This is a genomic window from Streptomyces lacaronensis (assembly GCF_047337785.1).
In the GTDB taxonomy this organism is placed as follows: Bacteria; Actinomycetota; Actinomycetes; order Streptomycetales; family Streptomycetaceae; genus Streptomyces; species Streptomyces lycopersici.
This window is the reverse complement of the sequence record NZ_JBLHDK010000003.1, coordinates 2,846,257-2,861,902: the sequence shown is the minus strand read 5'-3', so window position 1 is coordinate 2,861,902 and position 15,646 is coordinate 2,846,257. Positions and strand designations below refer to the sequence as shown.

Sequence of the window (15,646 nt, the reverse complement as noted above, 5' to 3'; positions counted from 1 at the left end):
GACAATGCGATCCCTGAGGCCAGTCTATGGCCGGTTGTCCTGGTTTGCTCCCGTCGGGGAGTGATTCCCGTCCACCGCTTCGGGGCTCCGGTCCGTCCCTTCGACGGTTTCGGACCGCCCCGTACGGCCGGGGCCGGAAGCCCGGACCGCCCCGGCCGGGACCCGGGCCCGCTGTGTCACCCCGATGCACACCAGCACCGCGACGGCGGCGATCGGGGCGGCGGGGGTCAGCGTCTCGCCGAGCAGCAGTACCGACCACACCAGGGTGAGCAGTGGCTGGGCCAGTTGGAGCTGGCTGGCCCTGGCCACTCCGATGGCGGCCATCCCCCGGTACCAGACCACCAGGCCCACGAACTGCGAACCGACCGCCAGCCACAGCAGCCCGGCCACCGCACGGCCGCCGAGGTGGACGTCCTCGCCCAGCAGCGCGAGCACCGCGCCCGGCACCGACAGCGGCAGACAGCCCACCAGCGCCCAGCCGATCACCTGCCAGCCCGGCATATGGCCGGCCAGCCGGCCGCCCTCGGTGTAGCCCGCCGCGCACACCAGCAGCGCGCCGAACAGATACAGATCGCCGGTGGTGAGCGCCCCGCCGCTCTGCTGCACCGCGAAGGCGATCACGACCGCGGCCCCGGCCAGCGCCGCCGCCCAGAACACCCGTGAGGGCCGCACCCCGGTGCGTACGGCCGAGAAGGCGGCGGTGGTGAGCGGCAGCAGGCCGACCACCACGGCCGCGTGCGCGGTGGTGGAGGTCTGCAGGGCGAGCGTGGTCAGCAGCGGGAAGCCCACGACGACTCCCGCCGCGACGACCAGCAGCCCCGGCCAGTGGCGGCGGTCCGGCACCGGGACTCGCAGGGCGGCCAGCGCCCCGCCCGCGATCAGCGCGGCGAGCACCACCCGGCAGGTGGTCACCGACCAGGGGCCGAGGCCGGTGAGCGCCCAGGCGGTGGCGGGGAAGGTGAGGGAGAAGGCGGCCACGCCGAGCGCGGCGAGCAGGGTGCCGGTGCGGAGGGCGAACGGTGTCGGGAGCGCCGGGGCCGTCCGGGCGTCGCCCCGGGCCGGGGCGGGGCCGCCGCGCGGGACGGGGGCATCGTCCTGGGCGGGGTCACCGCCCGGGGCGGGAGAGCCACCCGGGGCGGGGTCATCACCCGCGGCGGGGCCACCGCTCACCGCTATCGCACTGCTGTCAGTAGCGCTATCCTGTACTGTCATGCAACAGCGTAGCAGTGTGGCCGAACTGGCGGAATCGTTGCGGCAGGAACTGGACCGCTACTCACCCGGAGAGAAGCTGCCGTCCAGTCGGGCCCTGGTCGAGCGCCACCGGGTGAGCCCGGTGACCGTCTCCCGCGCCCTTGCCGCGCTCGTCGCCGAAGGACTGGTGGTCACCCGTCCCGGCGCCGGTGCCTTCCGCGCCGACCGGCCACGGGCCGGGGCGCCACGCCCGGGCGACACCTCCTGGCAGGAGGTCGCGCTGAGCGTGGAGACGGCCGGTGAGTCGGTGCCGCGCTCGGTGGACGCCTCCGGCGTCCTGGCCACGCTCGCCGCCCCGCCGCCCGGGATCCTGGAGTTCAACGGCGGCTATCTGCACTCCTCGCTCCAGCCGGAGCGGGCGCTGGCCGCCGCCCTGGCCCGCGCCGGGCGACGGCCCGGCGCCTGGGACCGCCCGCCGGTGGAGGGCCTGCCCGAGCTGCGTGCCTGGTTCGCCCGCGAGATCGGCGGCCCGGCCGGGGCCATCGGCGCCTCCGACGTCCTGGTCACCGCGGGCGGCCAGTCCGCGCTCACCTGCGCGCTGCGGGCGCTCGCGCCGCCCGGCGCGCCCGTCCTCGTCGAGTCCCCCACCTACCCCGGCATGCTCGCCGCCGCCCGCGCCTCCGGGCTGCGCCCGGTCCCGGTCCCGGTGGACGCCGACGGGGTACGCCCCGATCTGCTCGCCGAGGCGCTGCGGGCGACCGGCGCCCGGGTCTTCGTCTGCCAGCCGCTGTTCCAGAACCCCACCGGCGCGATGCTCTCCGCCGGGCGGCGCCGCGAGGTGCTCGCGATCGCCCGCGAGGCGGGCGCGTTCGTGGTGGAGGACGACTTCGCGCGCCGGCTCGTCCACGAGGACGCGGCCCCGCTGCCCGCCACCCTCGCCGCCGACGATCCCGACGGGGCGGTGGTCCATGTCTGCTCGCTCACCAAGGCCACCTCGCCCAGCCTGCGGGTGGGCGCGCTCGCCGCCCGCGGCCCCGCGCTGGAGCGGCTGCGAGCGATCCAGGTGGTCGACAGCTTCTTCGTGCCCCGCCCGCTCCAGGAGACCGCCCTGGAACTCGTCGGCGCGCCCTCCTGGCCCCGCCATCTGCGCACCGTGGCCGCCGAGCTGCACATCCGCCGCGAGGCGCTCGTCACCGCCGTACGGCGGGAGTTGCCCGCGCTTGAGCTGCGCCATGTCCCGCCCGGCGGCTACCACCTGTGGCTGCGGCTGCCCCAGGGCACCGACGAGGCCGCCCTCGCCTCCGCCGCGCTGCGCGCCGGAGTCGCCGTCGCCCCCGGCCGCCCGTACTTCTGCGCCGAACCGCCCGCGCCGCATGTGCGGCTGAGCTTCGCATCGGTGGCGGGCACCGGCGAACTGGCCGAGGGGGTGCGGCGGTTGCGCACCGCGTGCGAGGAGGTGCTGGCGGGGGGCTAGGAGGTGCCCGCCGGCGGGCTGCTCCCCTCCCCGCCCCTTCCCGAAACTGAGGCTCCGCCCCAGCCCCCGCACCGGGGCTTCGCCCCAGGCCCAGGCCCCGGGGTCCAGGGGCGGAGCCCCTGGTATCGGGAAGGGGCGGGGAGGGGAAAGGGCCGCGGAGCCGCACATCGACACAGCCCCGCGCACCTTCAGCGCGCCCCCTGAAAAGCCCTTCTCCCGGTACGGGCCCTGGAGCCGCGGCCGTGACCTTACGATGCCGGGATGACGTTTCGGCTGACGCTGGTCGCCGCCGGCCGCAGTTCCTCCCGGTTGGGGGAGCGCTTCGGCGACGACCGGCCGCTGGATTCGGAGGGCCGGCTCGCCGCCGAGCGCGCGGCCCCCGGGCTGTTGCCGCTGGCCGCGGCGGAGCTGCGGTACTGCTCACCGTCGACCCGCAGCCGGGAGACCGGCGACGCGCTCGGCTTCACGCCACTGGTCCAACTCGCCTTGCGCGACTGCGACATGGGCCGCTGGGCGGGCCGCTCCCTCGCCGATGTGATGGCGCGCGAACCCACGGAGGTGGACGCCTGGCTCGCCGATCCGCGCTCCGCACCGCACGGCGGGGAGTCGCTGCACGCGTTCATCATGCGGATCGGCGGCTGGCTGGACACCCGCCCGGCCGAGGACCACGCCAAGATGGTGGCCGTGGCCGACCCCGGGGTGGTCCGCGCTGCCCTGATGTACGCGATCAAGGCGCCGCCGCACTGCTACTGGAACGTCGACATCCGTCCGCTCTCCACGGTCACCCTCACCGGCCGGGCGGGCGAGTGGCGGCTGCGCCTGGACGGTACGTGAGAGGGGACCGTACGCGAGAACGGTACGTGAGAGTGGACCGTACGTGAGAGCGGAGCGCAAGGTCCGCCCGCTCACGGCGTGAGCTCCTCGGCCAGCAGACCCATCAGCAGGCCGTCGTGCCACGTACCGTCGGCGCCGCGCTCATAGGACCGCATGACCGATCACCGCGCCCTCGAACTCGACGGTCAGCTGCACGTGGCGCGGATCGCGGCCAGGGAGGGAACATCGGAAGGGACGGTGGGGCGCGGCACCACCCGCGCGCCCCGCAGAGTCATCGGCATGGACCGGACGATCCCGTCGGAGCGCGGGCCGTGACCAGGGCGCGGCTTTCTGCCCAGGGCCCTTTCGGGAAAGCGCTCGGCACCAGATATCTTGATGTCGAGCAATGTTGCAGACGTGGAGCGGAGCACCCGGTGACTGACTCGACCATCATCTATACGCACACGGACGAGGCCCCTGCCCTCGCGACGTACTCGTTCCTGCCGGTGATCGAGGCGTACGCCTCCACGGCCGGGGTCGGCGTGGAGAGCCGGGACATCTCCCTGGCGGGCCGGATCATCGCCCAGTTCCCCGAGTACCTGGAAGAGGGCCAGCGCATCCCCGACGCCCTCGCCGAGCTGGGTGACCTTGCCAAGACCCCCGAGGCCAACATCATCAAGCTGCCGAACATCTCGGCCTCGATCCCGCAGCTGAAGGCCGCGGTCGCCGAGCTGCAGCAGCAGGGCTACGCGCTGCCGGACTACCCGGACGACCCGAAGACCGACGAGGAGCGGGAGATCCGCGCCCGTTACGACAAGGTCAAGGGCTCCGCGGTGAACCCGGTGCTGCGCGAGGGCAACTCCGACCGCCGCGCCCCCGCCTCGGTGAAGAACTACGCCAGGGCCAACCCGCACCGCATGGGCGCCTGGACGGCCGACTCCAAGACCAATGTGTCCCACATGGACACCGACGACTTCCGCTCCACCGAGAAGTCCGTGGTGATCCCGGCGGACGGCTCGCTGCGCATCGAGCTGGCGGGCGACGACGGTTCCACCACCGTGCTGCGCGAGTCGGTGCCGGTGCTGGCGGGCGAGGTCGTGGACGCCTCCGTGATGCGCGTCGCGGCGCTGCGCGAGTTCCTCTCGGCGCAGGTGGCCCGCGCCAAGGCGGAGGGCGTGCTGTTCTCGCTGCACCTGAAGGCCACGATGATGAAGGTCTCCGACCCGATCGTCTTCGGCCACGGCGTACGCGCCTTCTTCCCCAAGACTTTCGCCGAGCACGGTGAGACCCTCGCCGCCGCCGGTCTGACCCCGAACGACGGTCTTGGCGGCATCCTCAAGGGCCTGGAGGCCCTGCCCGAGGGCGCGGCGATCAAGGCGTCCTTCGACGCCGAGCTGGCCGAGGGCCCGGAGCTGGCCATGGTCGACTCGGACCGCGGCATCACCAACCTGCATGTGCCGTCCGACGTCATCGTCGACGCCTCCATGCCGGCCATGATCCGCACCTCGGGCCACATGTGGGGCCCGGACGGCGAGGAGCACGACACCCTCGCGGTGATCCCGGACAGCAGCTACGCCGGGATCTACCAGGCCGTCATCGACGACTGCCGCGCCCACGGCGCCTTCGACCCGGCCACGATGGGCTCGGTGCCCAACGTCGGCCTGATGGCGCAGAAGGCCGAGGAGTACGGCAGCCACGACAAGACCTTCGAGATCCCCACCACCGGCACCGTCCGGGTCCTGGACGGGGCGGGCAACGCGGTCATCGAGCAGGTCGTCGGCGCCGGTGACATCTTCCGGATGTGCCAGACCAAGGACGTGCCGATCCAGGACTGGGTCAAGCTGGCCGTCACCCGCGCCCGCGCCACCGGCGACCCGGCCGTCTTCTGGCTGGACGAGGACCGCGCCCACGACGCCAACCTCATCGAGAAGGTCAAGGCGTACCTGCCGGAGCACGACACCGAGGGCCTGGACATCAGGATCCTGGCCCCGGTCGAGGCGATCAAGCTCTCCCTCGAGCGGATCCGCCGCGGCGAGAACACGATCTCGGTCACCGGCAACGTCCTGCGCGACTACCTGACCGACCTGTTCCCGATCCTGGAGCTGGGCACCAGCGCCAAGATGCTCTCGGTCGTCCCGCTGATCAACGGCGGCGGTCTGTTCGAGACCGGCGCGGGCGGCTCGGCGCCCAAGCACGTCCAGCAGCTGGTCAAGGAGAACTACCTGCGCTGGGACAGCCTGGGCGAGTTCCTGGCCCTCGCGGTCAGCTTCGAGCACCTCGCGCAGAAGACGGGCAACGCGCGGGCTCAGATCCTCGCCGACACCCTCGACCGGGCGACTGGCACCTTCCTGGCCGAGAACAAGTCGCCCAGCCGTCGCGTCGGCGGTATCGACAACCGTGGCAGCCACTTCTACCTGGCCCTGTACTGGGCCCAGGAGCTGGCCAAGCAGACCGACGACGCCGACCTGGCCAAGGCGTTCGCCCAGCTCGCCGACACGCTCTCCACCCAGGAGCAGACGATCGTCGACGAGCTGCTCGCGGTCCAGGGCTCCCCGGCGGACATCGGCGGCTACTACCGGCCCGACACCGCCAAGGCCTCGGCCGTCATGCGCCCGTCCGCGACCCTCAACCAGGCCCTCGCCACCCTCGGCTGACCCGCCTGGCGCGCCTGACGCACCACCGCACCGCACCACACCGCCCCGGCCGGCACTCGCCCGGCCGGGGCGGTTCCCTTCTCCGGGGCGCCGCGCCCCGGTCGAAGCTGACCCAGCGCAGCTCCCCACCGCGGGTGTCCGGATCGGCCAGGACACCGGTGGCGGGCGTTGCGGCACGCTCCCGGGGAGCGGTTCCTCACGTACGTCGAGTCACGTACGTCGAGTCACGTACGTCGAGAAGGTGAGGCGACCTCCCAGGCCGCCTCGATCATCCGGAAGATCTCGTCCACCGCGGCCTCCGGATCGGCCGCCTCACGGGCCAGCGCATAGGCGTCGATCACGAACCTCGCGATCGTCCGGCAGGCCGTGGTGGTCTGTGACCGGCCGGGATCGGCCGCGATGGCCGTTGCCAGCGACTCCGCATGGCGCAGCCTCATCGACTCCTCGTACTCCCGCAGGGCGGGCGACGCGTCGATCATGTGCCAGATCGGGGCGGCGCCGTCCGCCGAGCAATGGCGCACCAGGGCATGGATCTCGCGGCGCAGCGCGGGGAGGAGCGGTTCGTGCGGCGCCCGGCCGGTGACCGCCCGTGTGAGGCGTTGCTCGAAGTCCTGGTCCTGCTCGAACACCAGGGCCTCTTTCGAGGCGAAGTGGGAGAAGAGCGTGGTGACGGCCACGTCGGCCTCGGCGGCCACGTCACGGATGCCCACCGCGTCGTACCCGCGTTCCAGGAAGAGCCGCAGGGCGGCATCAGCGATCTTCTGGCGGGTCGCGGCCTTCTTGCGCTCACGGCGTCCGGGCGGCACGGTCATGCCCTCACGCTATCAGATGCAAAGCTGTAACGGTTTTTAAACCCTAACGGTTAGTGTTACGGTCGCGGCATGAAGAGAGTGAGCTTCGCCGAGTTCGGCGGTCCGGACGTTCTGCAACTCGTGGACGCCGAGGAGCCCCATGCGGGCCCCGGCCAGATACGCATCGCCGTGCGGGCGGCGGGCGTGAACCCCGTCGACTGGCGGATCCGTGAAGGCCAGATCCTGGGGGCCCATCCGGTCGAGCTGCCCTCCGGGGTCGGGCTGGACGCCTCCGGGGTGGTGGACGAGGTCGGCGAGGGTGTCGAAGGGGTCGAGGTCGGCGACCGTGTGTTCGGCGAGGGTTCGAGCACCTATGCCGAGTTCGCCGTGCTGTCGGCCTGGGCCCGGATGCCCGACGGGCTGACGTTCGAGGAGGCGGCCGGGTACCCCTCCGTGGTGGAGACCGCGCTGCGCGTCATCCGCGAGGTCGGTGTGCGGTCCGGGCAGACGCTGCTGGTCAGCGGTGCGTCCGGGGGAGTCGGATCGGCGGTGCTGCAGATCGCCCGCGACCGCGGCATCACGGTGATCGGCACGGCCGGGGACGCGAACCAGGACTATCTGCGGAGCCTGGGTGCCGTCGCCACGACGTACGGTGAGGGCTGGGTCGAGCGGGTGCGGCGGCTCGGCCGGGTCGACGCGGCGCTCGATCTGGCCGGTTCGGGGGTGATCCGCGAGCTTGTCGAGCTGACCGGGGATCCGCGGAAGGTGATCTCCATCGCCGATCTCGCCGCGCCGGAGTTCGGTGTCCGATTCTCCGGTGTGGCCGGGAGCGTACCGGAAGCGCTCGCCGAGGCCGTCGGCCTCATCTCGCGAGGAAGGCTCCACATCCCGGTCGAGAAGTCGTACCCGCTCGCCGGGGCCGCGGCGGCGCACGTCGACAGCCATGCCGGTCATACGCGCGGGCGCCGGGTCATCGTCATCTGAATCGTCATCTGAGCCGCTGCACCTCGGCGGTGGGAATCCGGCCACTCTTTGCATAAAGCTGTCGTCGAACGTATAGTCATGCCATCATCTAGGGAGGACGACGGCGATGGCCATACGTGCTGCGGTGGCGGGCGCGAGCGGATACGCGGGCGGGGAACTGCTGCGGCTGCTGCTCGCCCACCCCGAGGTGGAGATCGGCACCCTGACCGGCAACTCCAACGCCGGGCAGCCCCTCGCCGGGCTGCAGCCCCATCTGCTCCCGCTGGCCGGGCGGGTGCTCGAGCCCACCACCGCGGAGGCGCTGGCCGGGCATGACGTGGTCTTCCTGGCGCTGCCGCACGGGCAGTCCGCCGCCGTGGCCGAGCAGCTCGGCGACCAGGCCCTGGTCGTCGACTGCGGCGCCGACTTCCGGCTGAAGGACGCGGCGGACTGGGAGAAGTTCTACGGTTCGCCGCACGCCGGCACCTGGCCCTACGGCCTGCCCGAGCTGCCCGGCGCCCGCGCCGCGCTGGAGGGCGCCAAGCGCGTCGCGGTGCCGGGCTGCTACCCCACCGCCGTCTCCCTCGCGCTCTTCCCGGCCTACGCGGCCGGACTGCTGGAGCCCGAGGCGGTCATCGTCGCCGCCTCCGGGACCTCGGGCGCGGGCAAGGCGGCCAAGCCGCATCTGCTGGGCAGCGAGGTCATGGGCTCGATGAGCCCGTACGGCGTCGGCGGCGGCCACCGGCACACCCCCGAGATGATCCAGAACCTGTCCGCCGCGGCGGGGGAGCGGGTGTCGGTCTCCTTCACCCCGACCCTCGCCCCGATGCCCCGCGGCATCCTCGCCACGTGCAGCGCCAAGGCCAGGCCCGGAGTCACCGGGGAGAGCCTGCGCGCCGCGTACGACAAGGCGCTGCGGGACGAACCGTTCGTCACCCTCCTCCCCGAGGGCCAGTGGCCCTCCACCGCCGCCGTGTACGGATCCAACGCCGCGCTGCTCCAGGTCGCCCATGACGAGGCGGCCGGCCGCGCCCTCGTGATCAGCGCCATCGACAACCTGACCAAGGGCACCGCGGGCGGCGCGGTGCAGAGCATGAACATCGCCCTCGGCCTCCCCGAGGAGCTGGGACTTTCCACGATCGGAGTCGCTCCATGAGCGTTACGGCAGCCCAGGGCTTCACGGCCTCCGGCGTCGCGGCAGGGATCAAGGAGAACGGAAACCCCGACCTCGCACTCGTGGTGAACACCGGCCCGCGCCTCTCCGCGGCGGCCGTCTTCACCTCCAACCGTGTCAAGGCCGCCCCCGTCCTGTGGTCCGAGCAGGTCGTCAAGGGCGGTCAGGTCTCGGCCGCCGTCCTCAACTCCGGTGGCGCCAACGCCTGCACCGGCCCGCTGGGCTTCCAGGACGCCCACGCCACCGCCGAGAAGGTCGCCGAGGCCCTCGGTCACAGCGCGGGCGAGGTCGCCGTGGCCTCCACCGGGCTCATCGGCGTCCGGCTGCCCATGGACGCGGTGCTGTCCGGGGTCGGCAAGGCCGCCGAGGCGCTCTCCCCGCACGGCGGCGAGAAGGCCGCGATCGCCATCAAGACCACCGACACCGTCCACAAGACGGCCGTCGTACAGAGCCCCGCGGGCTGGACCGTGGGCGGTATGGCCAAGGGCGCCGGGATGCTGGCCCCGGGCCTGGCCACCATGCTCGTCGTCCTCACCACCGACGCCGACATGGACACCCCCGGGCTGGACACCGCGCTGCGCGCCGCCACCCGCACCACCTTCGACCGGATCGACTCCGACGGCTGCATGTCCACCAACGACATGGTGCTGCTGATGGCCTCCGGCGCCTCCGGTGTCGCCCCCGACGCCGCGGAGTTCGCCGAGGCGGTCCGCGAGGTCTGCGCCGATCTCGCCCGCCAGCTGATCGGGGACGCCGAGGGCGCCTCCAAGGACATCCGGATCGAGGTCGTCGGCGCGGCCACCGAGGACGACGCGGTGGAGGTGGGCCGCTCCATCGCCCGTAACAACCTCCTCAAGTGCGCCATCCACGGCGAGGACCCCAACTGGGGCCGGGTGCTCTCCGCCATCGGTACCACCTCGGCCGCCTTCGAACCGGACCAGCTCAACGTCGCGATCAACGACGTCTGGGTGTGCAAGAACGGCTCGGTGGGCGAGGACCGGGAGCTGGTCGACATGCGCTACCGCGAGGTCCGCATCACCGCCGACCTGTCCGCGGGCAGCGAGTCGGCGGTCATCTGGGCCAACGACCTGACCGCCGACTACGTCCACGAGAACAGCGCGTATTCGTCATGAGCCAGCCGACCGCCACCCGTAAACACACCGCCCTGCCCAAGGCCCGCATCCTCATCGAGGCGCTGCCCTGGCTGACCCGGCACCACGGCAAGACCGTGGTGGTCAAGTTCGGCGGCAACGCCATGGTCGACGACGAGCTGAAGGCCGCCTTCGCCCAGGACGTCGTCTTCCTGCGCCACGCGGGCCTGCGCCCCGTCGTCGTCCACGGCGGCGGCCCCCAGATCAGCGCACAGCTGGACCGGCACGGTCTGGTGAGCGAGTTCAAGGCCGGGCTGCGGGTCACCACCGACGACGCCATGGACGTCGTACGGATGGTGCTGGCCGGACAGGTCCAGCGCGAACTGGTCGGGCTGCTCAACCGGCACGGCCCGCTGGCCGTCGGCATGACCGGCGAGGACGCCCATCTGATGTCCGCCACCAAGCACTTCGCCGAGCTCGACGGCGAGCAGGTGGACATCGGCCGGGTCGGCCAGATCACCGAGATCGACACCGGCGCGGTGCGGGCCCTGCTGGACGACGGCCGGATCCCGGTCGTCTCCTCCATCGCCCGCAGCGCCGACGACGGCCATGTCTACAACGTCAACGCCGACACGGCCGCGGCCGCCCTCGCCGTCGCCCTGGGCGCCGAGACACTGATGGTGCTCACCGATGTCGAGGGCCTCTACGCCGACTGGCCCAACAGCGACGAGGTGATCAGCAAGCTCACCGCCAGCCAACTGGAGAAGCTGCTCCCGGAGCTGGCCAGCGGCATGGTGCCGAAGATGGAGGGCTGTCTGTACGCCGTGCGCCACGGGGTGACCACCGCCCGTGTGCTCGACGGGCGGGTACCGCACTCCATCCTGCTGGAGATCTTCACCGACGAGGGCATCGGCACGATGGTCCTGCCGGACGGGACCGCGATCGGCAAGGACGACCAGGACAGCGACGGCGACAAGGGGGAGGACCAGTGAGCAACGCGGAGCTGAAGCGGCGCTGGCAGGGGGCGCTCATGGACAACTACGGCACCCCCCGCATCCCGCTCACTCACGGCGAGGGCGCCAAGGTCTGGGACGCGGACGGCAAGGAGTACCTCGACTTCGTCGGCGGTATCGCCGTCAACTCCCTCGGCCATGCCCACCCCGCCGTCGTCCGGGCGGTGTCCGACCAGATCGCCACCCTCGGCCATGTCTCCAACCTCTTCGTGGCCGAGCCCCCGGTGGCGCTCGCCGAGCGGCTGCTCCAGCTCTTCGGCCGCTCCGGACGCGTGTACTTCTCCAACTCCGGCGCGGAGGCGGTCGAGGCCGCGTTCAAGATCGGGCGGCGCACCGGGCGCACCCATATGGTGGCCACCGACGGCGGCTTCCACGGCCGCACCATGGGCGCGCTGGCCCTGACCGGCCAGCCCGCCAAGCAGGAGCCCTTCCTTCCGCTGCCCGGCGACGTGACGCACGTGCCGTACGGGGACGTGGAGGCGCTGCGCGCGGCCGTCACCACCGACACCGCCCTCGTCATCCTGGAGCCCATCCAGGGCGAGAACGGCGTCATCGTGCCGCCGGCCGGCTATCTGGCCGCGGCGCGGGAGATCACCCGGGCCACCGGCACCCTGCTGGTGCTCGACGAGATCCAGACCGGGATCGGGCGGACCGGGCACTGGTTCGAGCACCAGGCACAGGGCGTCGAGCCCGATGTCGTCACCCTCGCCAAGGGGCTCGGCGCCGGGCTGCCCATCGGCGCCACCCTCGCCTTCGGGCCCGCGGCCGATCTGCTGACCCCGGGTCAGCACGGATCCACCTTCGGCGGCAACCCCGTCTCCTGCGCGGCCGGTCTCGCCGTCCTCGACACCATCGCCGCCGACGGCCTCCTGGACCGGGTCAAGCGGGCGGGGGAGCGGCTGCGCAACGGAATCGAGTCACTCGGCCACGCATCGGTCGCCCGGGTCCGCGGCGCCGGGCTGCTGCTCGGTATCGTGCTCACAGAGTCCCTCGCGCCGCAGGTGCAGAAGGCGGCTCAGGACGCGGGACTCCTGGTGAACGCGGTCGCGCCGGATGTGGTCCGGCTCGCCCCGCCGCTCGTCATCTCCGACGGCGAGGTGGACACCTTCCTCCGGGAGCTGCCCGCCGTCCTGGACGCCGCACATGAGGGAGACGGGGAACGACGAGCCGGAGACTGACGACACCGATGACCGAGGCGCAGCACACCGACGCGCAGGACGCGGGCCACGGCGGACCGGCCGTGCCGCAGACCCGCACCGCACGCCACCGCCGGATCGTGGACATCCTGAACCGGCAGGCCGTGCGCTCCCAGAGCCAGCTCGCCAAGCTGCTCGCGGACGACGGGCTCTCCGTCACCCAGGCGACGCTCTCCCGGGACCTGGACGAGCTGGGCGCGGTGAAGATCCGCAACACCGGCGGTGAGCTGATCTACGCGGTGCCGAGCGAGGGCGGCGACCGCACGCCGCGCGCCCCGCTCGGCGAGTCGGCGAGCGAGGCGCGGATGGCCCGGCTGGCGGGTGAGCTGCTGATCTCGGCGGAGGCTTCGGCCAACCTCGTGGTGCTGCGCACTCCGCCGGGCGCGGCCCAGTTCCTCGCCTCGGCCATCGACTCGGCGGAGCTGCACGACATCCTCGGCACCATCGCGGGCGACGACACGCTCCTGCTGATCAGCCGCGACCCGCTGGGCGGCCAGGCGCTCGCCGACCATCTGCTGCGACTGGCCCAGAAGGCCTAGGAACCGGTCGCCCCGCGGCCTTGGGCGGGGCGGTGGAGTCGCGTACCACCAGCCGTGTGGTGACGCGGACGCGCGGCGGCCGCGAGCCCACCTCCGGGGCCTCCCGCACCAGCCGGCCCGCCGCGTCGCCCGCCTCCTGGAGGGGGACGTGCAGCGCGGTGCTGCCCGGCCGGGTCATGCCGATGACGGTCAGATCGTCGGAGGCGGCCAGGCTCATGTCCTCGGGAACGCGCAGTCCGGCGTTGCCCAGCCCCACGAACAGCCCCAGCAGCACATAGCTGCTGTAGACCATGACCGCGGTGACCCGGGCCTCATGCCGTACCAGATGCTCCGCCGCGGCCAGTCCGGCGTCGAACTGCGGCGGTACGGGATCCAGGACGGTCAGCTCCCCGCCGCCGTCCGCCACTGACTCCAGGGCGGCCTTCCGGCGCTGCCGGTCCATCCATGAGCCGGGCGGGCCGCCGAGGTAGGCGATCCGCCGGTGACCGAGGCCGAGCAGATGCGCCATCAGTTTCCGTACGCCTCCGGGGGTGTCCACCACCACGCCGGGCAGTCCCGGGGTGGTGCGGTCCACCGTCACCACGGGCAGCCGCTCGGCGAACGAGCGCAGCGTCGCGTCCGGGCTGACCGGCGCGACCAGGACCAGCCCGTCGACCCGCGACCCCAGCTGGGTCACCAGCTCCCGCTCCCGGTCCGCCGAATGGTCCGAGACGCCGAGCAGGACGTTTCCGCCCGCCTCGGTGAGGGGCTGCTGAACGCCGGTGACGATGGGTGGGAAGAAGGGGTTGGCGAGGGTGGGGACGATGACCCCCACCAGCCCGGTGTGGCCGGTCGTCAGAGCCCGTGCGGTGGCGTTGAGCCGGAATCCCATCTCGTCGGCCGCACGCGCCACCCGCTCCCGGGTCTCCTCCGCGACCATGCCTGGCCTGCTGAGGGCGCGCGACGCCGTGGAAGTGGACACGCCCGCAGCCCGTGCGACATCTGCCAGCCGAACCATCCGCCCCTGCTCTCGTTGTCGGTTACACGGTTTTAACCGATGGCCGTTGACGGCCTCCCCGCGCCTAGCGTAGCTTGCCTGCAACCGGTTGCTGCAACCGGTTGCAACATCACTCTTCGCCAGATTCACGGAGGACGGGTTCGTGTCACGCAGAGCGGCGGCTGGCCTCTTGCTCCTGCCAGGCGTGGCGCTGCTCGCCTTCGGCTTCCTCTATCCCTTCGGCATCACCCTGTTCGCCCCGCCCGCCGCCGAGCACCCCGATGTCCTCGGCAAGCTCGGCGGGATGCTCGGCGACTCCTACGTCCTGGAGGTCGCGGCCCGGACCATCCGGGTCGCCGCCCTCACCACGGCGGTTTGCCTGCTGCTCGGCTTCCCGGTGGCCTATCTGATCTCCCGGGCGCCCCGGCGCCGTCAGGGCCTGCTGCTCGCGCTCGCGGTCTTTCCGCTGCTGCTCTCCACCGTCGTCCGCACCTTCTCCTGGCTGGTCATCCTCGGGCGCAACGGACTCATCAGCTCCGTACTGGTCGACCTGAAGATCATGGACGGTGGCACCCAGTTGCTCTACACCGAATTCGCCCTGGTCGCCGGGCTCACTCAGCTCTTCACTCCGATCATGATCCTCACCTCCTACAGCTCGCTCTCCCATGTCGACACCAAGCTGGAGGAGGCGGCCAGGGGGCTCGGGGCGAAGCCGGGCCGGGCGTTCCGGAGCGTGGTGCTGCCCCTCGCGCTGCCCGGGGTGCTGGTCGGCGTGACCCTCGTCTTCGCCGGCGCGGTCACCGCGTTCACCACCCCGCTGCTGCTCGGTGGCACCCGCAACCGCACACTGGCCACGCTGCTGTACGACTACGCCAATGTGAAGCTCGACTGGAGCGCGGCGAGCGCGGTCGCCCTGATCATGACCGTGCTGGTGCTCGCCGCGAGCTGGATATCCGGTCGGCTGTCCCGGGTGGGGGCGGTCTGATGCGGGGGCGTCCGGTACTCACCGCGCTGTCCGCGCTGGCGCTGCTGTTCCTGCTCGGCCCGATCCTGCTGGTCGTCGCGATCGCGTTCTCCTCCGGCGACACCGTGGAGTTCCCGCCCCCCGGTCTGTCGGGGAAGTGGTTCACCAAGGCGCTGTCCTACCAGCCCTTCCAGGAGGCGCTCGCCACCAGCGCGCTGGTGGCGGCCGGGGCGACGGCCCTGGCTCTGCTCGTCGGCATTCCGGCCGCGCTGGCGATCCAGCGGCGCCGGTTCCCCGGCCGCAAGGCGGTCGAGGCGCTGTTCCTGTCCCCGGCAATCGTGCCGGAGCTGGTCCTGGGCTTCGCCCTGTTCCAGCAGCTGATGGTCACCTTGCGGATCACCGCCCTCGGGGCGCTGCTGATCGGCCACACCGTGCTGCTCCTGCCGTACGCGGTGCGGGTGACCGGAGCCTCGCTCGCCATGGCCGACCCCGCCCTGGAGGAGGCGGGCCGCGGGCTCGGCGCGGGCCCGCTGCGGACGTTCCTCCACATCACCCTGCCGGTGATGACCCCCGGCATCGTCTCCGCGGCCGTGCTGTCCTTCCTCACCTCCTTCAACAACGTGCCGCTGTCACTCCTCCTCAACGGTCCCGGAGTCTCCACCCTGCCGGTCGAGATGCTCCACTACGTGGAATTCTCCTTCGACCCGGTCGTCGCGGCCGTGAGCACGCTGCTGCTGGCGGCGACCGTGCTGGTCGCCCTGGTCACGGAGCGGCTCGTCGGATTCAACAAGGTCTTCAGCAAGTAGG

General features: G+C 72.3%; 15 protein-coding genes. 12 read left to right on the top strand and 3 right to left on the bottom strand.

Annotation, left to right across the window (positions count from 1 at the left end):
- Positions 1–24: 24 nt before the first annotated feature.
- Positions 25–1,212 (bottom strand): DMT family transporter, encoded by a 1,188-nt coding sequence (locus ACMTAK_RS12060; protein WP_413806209.1) that lies wholly within the window; start codon positions 1,210–1,212, stop codon positions 25–27.
- Between ACMTAK_RS12060 and ACMTAK_RS12055 the strand changes: the two genes are divergently transcribed.
- The 4 genes from ACMTAK_RS12055 to ACMTAK_RS12040 all read left to right on the top strand — a co-directional run bounded on the left by ACMTAK_RS12055 (position 1,211) and on the right by ACMTAK_RS12040 (position 6,132).
- Positions 1,211–2,665, top strand: coding sequence for an aminotransferase-like domain-containing protein (locus ACMTAK_RS12055; protein WP_413806208.1), 1,455 nt, complete (start codon positions 1,211–1,213; stop codon positions 2,663–2,665). The two genes, ACMTAK_RS12060 and ACMTAK_RS12055, sit on opposite strands and share 2 nt — an antisense overlap.
- Before the next feature lie 261 nt (positions 2,666–2,926).
- Positions 2,927–3,499 carry a histidine phosphatase family protein gene (locus ACMTAK_RS12050; RefSeq protein WP_413806207.1) on the top strand — a complete coding sequence of 191 codons (573 nt, stop codon included), beginning with the start codon at positions 2,927–2,929 and terminating at the stop codon, positions 3,497–3,499.
- Positions 3,500–3,652: 153 nt separating this feature from the next.
- A complete protein-coding gene (locus tag ACMTAK_RS12045; RefSeq protein ID WP_413806206.1) occupies positions 3,653–3,814 on the top strand; it encodes a hypothetical protein in 162 nt (53 codons plus the stop codon).
- A 98-nt stretch (positions 3,815–3,912) separates the two neighbouring features.
- Complete coding sequence (locus ACMTAK_RS12040) at positions 3,913–6,132, top strand: NADP-dependent isocitrate dehydrogenase (RefSeq protein WP_413806205.1); 2,220 nt, start codon at positions 3,913–3,915, stop codon at positions 6,130–6,132.
- A gap of 224 nt (positions 6,133–6,356) precedes the next feature.
- Here ACMTAK_RS12040 and ACMTAK_RS12035 read toward each other — a convergent pair whose 3' ends face one another.
- On the bottom strand, positions 6,357–6,944 hold the full coding sequence (locus tag ACMTAK_RS12035; protein WP_413806204.1) for a TetR/AcrR family transcriptional regulator: 588 nt from the start codon (positions 6,942–6,944) through the stop codon (positions 6,357–6,359).
- 69 nt (positions 6,945–7,013) lie between these two features.
- On the opposite strand from ACMTAK_RS12035, the gene ACMTAK_RS12030 reads away from it, so the two are divergent.
- The 6 genes from ACMTAK_RS12030 (at position 7,014) to ACMTAK_RS12005 (ending at position 12,899) form a co-directional block, all read left to right on the top strand.
- The gene (locus tag ACMTAK_RS12030) at positions 7,014–7,907 is read left to right on the top strand and encodes an NADP-dependent oxidoreductase (protein ID WP_413806203.1); all 894 of its coding nucleotides are present in this window, start codon (positions 7,014–7,016) and stop codon (positions 7,905–7,907) included.
- A gap of 106 nt (positions 7,908–8,013) precedes the next feature.
- Positions 8,014–9,042, top strand: coding sequence for an N-acetyl-gamma-glutamyl-phosphate reductase (gene argC / locus ACMTAK_RS12025; RefSeq protein WP_413806202.1), 1,029 nt, complete (start codon positions 8,014–8,016; stop codon positions 9,040–9,042).
- Positions 9,039–10,193: a bifunctional glutamate N-acetyltransferase/amino-acid acetyltransferase ArgJ gene (argJ, locus tag ACMTAK_RS12020; RefSeq protein ID WP_413806201.1), complete on the top strand. Its 1,155-nt coding sequence runs from the start codon at positions 9,039–9,041 to the stop codon at positions 10,191–10,193. The genes argC and argJ overlap by 4 nt, the downstream gene beginning before the upstream one ends.
- A complete protein-coding gene (gene argB / locus ACMTAK_RS12015; protein WP_413806200.1) occupies positions 10,190–11,143 on the top strand; it encodes an acetylglutamate kinase in 954 nt (317 codons plus the stop codon). The genes argJ and argB overlap by 4 nt, the downstream gene beginning before the upstream one ends.
- The gene (locus tag ACMTAK_RS12010) at positions 11,140–12,342 is read left to right on the top strand and encodes an acetylornithine transaminase (RefSeq protein ID WP_413806199.1); all 1,203 of its coding nucleotides are present in this window, start codon (positions 11,140–11,142) and stop codon (positions 12,340–12,342) included. The genes argB and ACMTAK_RS12010 overlap by 4 nt, the downstream gene beginning before the upstream one ends.
- 8 nt (positions 12,343–12,350) lie before the next feature.
- Positions 12,351–12,899, top strand: a complete 549-nt coding sequence (locus ACMTAK_RS12005; RefSeq protein ID WP_413806198.1) for an arginine repressor — start codon at positions 12,351–12,353, stop codon at positions 12,897–12,899.
- Here ACMTAK_RS12005 and ACMTAK_RS12000 read toward each other — a convergent pair.
- Positions 12,832–13,896, bottom strand: coding sequence for a LacI family DNA-binding transcriptional regulator (locus ACMTAK_RS12000; protein WP_413806197.1), 1,065 nt, complete (start codon positions 13,894–13,896; stop codon positions 12,832–12,834). The two genes, ACMTAK_RS12005 and ACMTAK_RS12000, sit on opposite strands and share 68 nt — an antisense overlap.
- Before the next feature lie 169 nt (positions 13,897–14,065).
- Here ACMTAK_RS12000 and ACMTAK_RS11995 point away from each other — a divergent pair, with 169 nt between their 5' ends.
- Positions 14,066–14,860, top strand: a complete 795-nt coding sequence (locus tag ACMTAK_RS11995; RefSeq protein ID WP_413806196.1) for an ABC transporter permease — start codon at positions 14,066–14,068, stop codon at positions 14,858–14,860.
- Positions 14,860–15,645, top strand: a complete 786-nt coding sequence (locus tag ACMTAK_RS11990; protein ID WP_413806195.1) for an ABC transporter permease — start codon at positions 14,860–14,862, stop codon at positions 15,643–15,645. Before ACMTAK_RS11995 ends, ACMTAK_RS11990 begins: the two co-directional genes overlap by 1 nt.
- Position 15,646 lies beyond the last annotated feature (1 nt).

What these genes read in the sequence shown, in the direction of transcription:
- argB (WP_413806200.1), top strand. Translation starts at nt 10,190, where the DNA reads ATGAGCCAGCCGACCGCCACCCGTAAACACACCGCCCTGCCCAAGGCC.
- ACMTAK_RS12050 (WP_413806207.1), top strand. Translation starts at nt 2,927, where the DNA reads ATGACGTTTCGGCTGACGCTGGTCGCCGCCGGCCGCAGTTCCTCCCGG.
- ACMTAK_RS12005 (WP_413806198.1), top strand. Translation starts at nt 12,351, where the DNA reads ATGACCGAGGCGCAGCACACCGACGCGCAGGACGCGGGCCACGGCGGA.
- ACMTAK_RS12030 (WP_413806203.1), top strand. Translation starts at nt 7,014, where the DNA reads ATGAAGAGAGTGAGCTTCGCCGAGTTCGGCGGTCCGGACGTTCTGCAA.
- ACMTAK_RS11990 (WP_413806195.1), top strand. Translation starts at nt 14,860, where the DNA reads ATGCGGGGGCGTCCGGTACTCACCGCGCTGTCCGCGCTGGCGCTGCTG.
- argC (WP_413806202.1), top strand. Translation starts at nt 8,014, where the DNA reads ATGGCCATACGTGCTGCGGTGGCGGGCGCGAGCGGATACGCGGGCGGG.
- ACMTAK_RS12000 (WP_413806197.1), bottom strand. Translation starts at nt 13,896, where the DNA reads ATGGTTCGGCTGGCAGATGTCGCACGGGCTGCGGGCGTGTCCACTTCC.
- ACMTAK_RS12035 (WP_413806204.1), bottom strand. Translation starts at nt 6,944, where the DNA reads ATGACCGTGCCGCCCGGACGCCGTGAGCGCAAGAAGGCCGCGACCCGC.
- ACMTAK_RS12055 (WP_413806208.1), top strand. Translation starts at nt 1,211, where the DNA reads ATGCAACAGCGTAGCAGTGTGGCCGAACTGGCGGAATCGTTGCGGCAG.
- ACMTAK_RS12045 (WP_413806206.1), top strand. Translation starts at nt 3,653, where the DNA reads ATGACCGATCACCGCGCCCTCGAACTCGACGGTCAGCTGCACGTGGCG.
- argJ (WP_413806201.1), top strand. Translation starts at nt 9,039, where the DNA reads ATGAGCGTTACGGCAGCCCAGGGCTTCACGGCCTCCGGCGTCGCGGCA.
- ACMTAK_RS12060 (WP_413806209.1), bottom strand. Translation starts at nt 1,212, where the DNA reads ATGACAGTACAGGATAGCGCTACTGACAGCAGTGCGATAGCGGTGAGC.